Here is a 4,565-nt window from a genome sequence, read left to right on the forward strand (position 1 = left end):
GTAGGGGCCGGTGCCGTCGCGGGCGGCCACGTAGCTACCCGGGGCGACGACGTACCCACCGGTACCGCGGGTGTCGATGAGCCAGCCCAGGCCCTTGCCGCGGTCTCCGGAGGTGTTGCCGAGGCGCTGGCCGGGCGGGGCGGTGAAGTACAGGTGGGTGCCGCCGCGGCGGGTGGTCACGATGCGGGTGTCGCCGGGGTAAGGCCGGCCGTGCTCGGCACACAGATGACGGAAGACCTCCTCTCCGGATGCGATGCCACGTCGCGCCCATGTGGCGGGCGGGTGCTCGCCGGGTTTGGGCAGGTCCAGGTCGATGACCAGCAGGCCGGAGGGGCCGCAGGCGATGCCGACGTTGTAGGGGGCGCGCTGCCACCAGGCGGTGATTTGGTCGTGGTCGGTGGTGGCGTTGCGCTCCCAGGCGGTGAAGCCGCGAGCGGGGTATTTGCCGTGCGGAGTGAGGGGGAAGACGTGCCAGCCGCACCGCGCGGCGTGAAGAGCGGTTGCCAACAGGTTGGTCATGAGCAGGCTCTTTCCGTAGGTCACGGGGCTAGGGCGTGCTTGATCGCGCACCGGATTTCACCCCAACTGGTGGCTTGTCGGATGGCTGGTAGGGCCACCAGTTGGGGGATTGGCCCGGGGTGACGGGGAGGGTGTTTAGGCCGCCTGTGGCAGCACGGGTGCGGGCGTGGGCGGGCAGGCCGGAGTGAGGAGGCCCTCCTGGGCCCACAGGTCCATCAGGTCGATCTGGCCAGGTGCCCGGCTGGGGCACTTGCCACACAGCCGGCCGGCGATGCTGCCCGGCTTGGCGGTGTCGCGGCTACCGGGCGGACGTTGCCCCCACTTGCACGCGGCGATGCCGGCTGCCTTGGCCTGGGCTTCCAGGGAGCGGATGCGGTAGGCGGTCTTGCGGTAGAAGAATTCGATCTCGTCCAGCTCGCCCTCTTTGGCGAAACAGCCGCACTCGCATTCACCGGACATGTGCAGATGCTCGGCCACGGGGTTGCGCGGCAGGTGGAAGCGGCGCCGGTATTCAGCCATCTGGGCGTTGGTGAAGTGCACGATGGGTGAGCACCAGATGATGCCGCCCTCGGGGTCGATCTCTTCGGCGTTGCGCATGCGCCGCTCGGACTCGTCCCAGCGCATCCCAGCCAGGTAGAGCACCTTCTCCCGACGGCCACGCCGGCCGATGATGGCGGCCCGGTTGCGCTGCAACGGCTCATCCTTGAGCCGCCGGTACATGACCTTGTGGGAGTCGCCACCGGGGCCGGGGAAGCCGACCCAGACGGGGCGCTTGCCGGCGTTGGGGCCGGTGCGAGCCAGCACCCGCCCCAGGACCAGGTCATCGTAGGAGTCACGCGGATGCAGCTCGCGCAGCGGCAGATTCCAGCCCCGGGCCACGTCTCGGACGTGCTGCCTTGTCTCTTCGATGCCGATGCCGGTGTTGACGTGCACCACGGCATCGTGCGGTGAGGAGTCCAGGTAGGGCTGAGCCAGGTGGAGAAGGACGCTGGAGTCGTTGCCGCCGGAAAACAGCGCTTGGCGGGCCACGATGGGGTAGCGGTCCAGGGCTTCGGCGATGATGTCGTGACTGCGCTGGATCGCCTCATCCAGGGTGCGCGCCGGCGGGGGCGCGGCGGTCTTCTTCGGGCGTTTGACGACGGCGTCGGGCATGCCGGGCAGCATGTCCATCTGGGCGGTGGCATAGCGGCGTCCCATCAGGGCCCTCCAGAGGCACTAGGCGTCGTGTGCGCCGGCGAAGACGACGGCTGATTGCAGGTGAAAGAGCAGACGTCGCGCTCAGCTGGAGGCGACGCGTCGGGTTCGGCCGCAGGCGACGGCACGCCGGTGCCTGCGAAGACGGCCCAGGCGCGGCTGACGGCCCCGGAGCCGGGGAACAGGTCGTCGAAGCTGTCGCCGGGGTCAGCTCCCAGCAGGTCGAACAGCCACCGGCAGAACGCGGCCGGCTTGGCGCCGATGACCCTGGCGGGCAGGGTGGTCATCGCCGAAACGCCGTGTACCAGAGAGTCCACCCGTCGCGTCGCGTAGGTCCTGTACGACGGGTTCGAGGCGCGGCCCTGAACGTAGATGACCGGTTCCCATGCGCTGAGCGGCCACCTGCTGGCGGTGGGACGTTCGCCGCGGTGCCAGGCTGCCACCCGCACGCCGGCCGGGCATAGCGCCAGTACGGCGGGCAGGGCGGCGGCTGAGGTGGACAGTGCCCACCCGTCGTAGGTCGTCAGGCGGTGGATTAGCGCCGTGTGGTCTACTTCGCCGGCGTAGTCACGGTGCCCGTGATACAGGCGGGCGTTGCCCGGGTAGGGCGGATCAGCGTAGGCCAGCCGTAGCGGGTGGCCAGCCGCGACGCCTTCAGTGACGCCGGCTCCCACGGTGCGGGTGAAGCGGTGACGTGCCTGCCGACAGCGCACTGAACAGCACACCGCGTCGCGCCGGGCGGCGGCGGGAATGGGACCTGAGCACCAGGCGCAGATCCGTTGCGCGTCGCGTAGCGCCGTGGTGGAACGCGACGCGTCGGGTTCGACGTCGCAGGCGACGCGTCGCGTAGCGCCGGCGGCACACGACGAATCACCGTTTGTGGGGATATGGGGTGGGGTGATCGTGCTCATGCCGCTTCCTGATGTGGGATCGGGACCGATGCGTCGGGCAGGTGGCCCCAGTGGGTGCCGAGGATGTCGGCCTCGGCCACGATGGGCACCCCGCGGAAGGTGGTCGTCATCGCCTGTTGGAGGGCGTCGCGGAGCCGCTCAGCGTCGCGGGTGGGGGCGTGGATGATGACTTCGTCGTGGACGAACAGCCACAGCTTGGCCTCGGGGTGGGCGGTGGCGAAGGTGTAGACGGCGGCCAACAGCAGGTCCCGGGCGGTGGATTGAATCATGTAGTTGCCGTTGGCGTAGCCGCGGGCGGGGTCGGCGGGGATGCGCCGGCCGCTCGGCGTGGTCACCACCTTGTGGGAGGACAGGCGTTTGGTGTAGGCGATCACGCGCGGGTAGGTGGACTGCCATCGGTCGATGACCTGCCGGGCCACCTCGGGGGTGACGCCGGTCTGGTCGGCTAGCGCGGTGGCGCCGCCGCCGTACAGGGTGCCGAAGGTGCACCGTTTGGAGATGGTGCGTTGCTCTTTGGTGTAGCCGTCGCCGTACATCAGGGCGGCGGTGGCGTCGTGGATGTCGGTGCCGGAAGCGATCACCTGTTTCAGGGTTGGGTCGTTGGACAGGGCGGCGGCCACCCGTACCTCTACCTGGGAGAAGTCGCAGGAGACCAGCACGTGGCCGGGGTCAGCGCGAAAGCAGTGCCGTAGCCGCGGGTCGTGCTTCTTGAGCGTCTGCAACGCCGGGCCGGTGATGGACATGCGGGCGGTCTTGGCGCGCAGGGTGTTGATCTGCGGATGGACGCGGCCGGCGGGGTCGGCGGCGCGCAGGAACGCCGTCAGGTTGGCGATCAGGTTGGAGGTGCGGGCCACTGTTTGCCGGGCGGCCAGCACGTCGCGCACCTGCTCTGGCAGCGTGTCGGCGCTCCGCTCGGTGAGGGTGGTGAGGGTGTCGGCGGTGACCTTCAGCCGGCCGGTGGGGGTGCGCGGCAGGTCGGTGATGCCCGCCTCGGTGAGGTGGCCGTCCAGCCAGGCGGCGAACCGGGGCGAACCGGCCGGGAACCCGAGCGCCTGCTGAATGCCCGCCTCGGCGGCGTGGTGCTCGCGCTGGACCTGCTGCAGAAGGGTGGTGGTGTAGGAGCGGTCCAGCAGCAGGCCGCGGATGGTGATGCCGGTCGCGTGGGCGGCCAACCATTGTTCCATCCGCACCAGGTGGGTGAAGTCCAGGCAGTGCCGTAGCAGCACCGGCAGCAGCCGGCGCACGTAGACGGCGTCCAGCCCGGCATACACCACGTACGCCTCATCGGAGGTGGGCAGGTGGTTCCACCCCCAGGTCTGCCAGGTGTGGCCGGCGCGGTGCCCGGTCGGGGCCAGGGCGCGCATCCGGGCGTGCAGGGCGGCCTCGGCTTGTTGCAGGCCGTCGTCCAGGTGGCGGCCGGTCAGCTCCTTGAGCCCGTGGCCGGCGCGTTCGTCCGGGTCGATCAGCTTCGACAACAGGTGCGTGTCGATGACGCGCTGCCCCAGCGCGATGCCGAAGGCCGCCCAAACGGCTAGCGGATCGTAGGGGGTGTGGGTGACGAACCGGCGCGCGGGGTCGGCCAGCGTCGCCCGGATCGCGGCGTGCTGGCCGGGGTCGGACGGGTCCAGCACCCACGCCTCACGCGGGGAGCCGAATTGGACCAGCCGCACGGTGAAGGCGGGCGCGAACTGTCGAGGGCCCTTGTCGTCGATGGCGCTGGTCTCCACGTCCAGCCCCAGCATCGCCTCGGCGGCGCAGAACCGGGCGAACGTGGCCGGCTCGAACGTGGCGGGAGGGTGGACGGTCATGGCGTGGCCGGCGTGCTCGCGCACGTAGCTGCCGGCCGGGCCGGTGGGTGGGGCGGTCATTGGGCCTCCACGGGATGGCAGTGCGGGCAGGTCCACAGCACCGGTGCACTCGCGGGCAGCACGGTGGGGCGGT

General features: G+C 70.5%; 4 protein-coding genes. All 4 read right to left on the bottom strand.

What is annotated here, in order from left to right:
* Nucleotides 1-519 (bottom strand): bifunctional DNA primase/polymerase (locus ETD86_RS52655; RefSeq protein ID WP_138674118.1); only part of this gene is annotated, 519 nt, incomplete at its 3' end.
* A gap of 135 nt (nucleotides 520-654) precedes the next feature.
* Entirely contained in the window at nucleotides 655-1,716 is a 1,062-nt protein-coding gene (locus ETD86_RS52660; RefSeq protein WP_138674119.1) for a phosphoadenosine phosphosulfate reductase family protein, read from the bottom strand.
* The gene (locus ETD86_RS52665) at nucleotides 1,716-2,426 is read right to left on the bottom strand and encodes a hypothetical protein (protein ID WP_138674120.1); all 711 of its coding nucleotides are present in this window, start codon (nucleotides 2,424-2,426) and stop codon (nucleotides 1,716-1,718) included. Before ETD86_RS52665 ends, ETD86_RS52660 begins: the two co-directional genes overlap by 1 nt.
* Nucleotides 2,427-2,620: 194 nt before the next feature.
* Nucleotides 2,621-4,492 (bottom strand): DNA polymerase, encoded by a 1,872-nt coding sequence (locus ETD86_RS52670; RefSeq protein WP_138674121.1) that lies wholly within the window; start codon nucleotides 4,490-4,492, stop codon nucleotides 2,621-2,623.
* Between the last annotated feature and the right edge of the window lie 73 nt (nucleotides 4,493-4,565).

This window comes from Nonomuraea turkmeniaca, assembly GCF_005889735.1.
GTDB classification, from domain to species: domain Bacteria; phylum Actinomycetota; class Actinomycetes; order Streptosporangiales; family Streptosporangiaceae; genus Nonomuraea; species Nonomuraea turkmeniaca.

What these genes read in the sequence shown, in the direction of transcription:
- ETD86_RS52660 (WP_138674119.1), bottom strand. Translation starts at nt 1,716, where the DNA reads ATGGGACGCCGCTATGCCACCGCCCAGATGGACATGCTGCCCGGCATG.
- ETD86_RS52670 (WP_138674121.1), bottom strand. Translation starts at nt 4,492, where the DNA reads ATGACCGCCCCACCCACCGGCCCGGCCGGCAGCTACGTGCGCGAGCAC.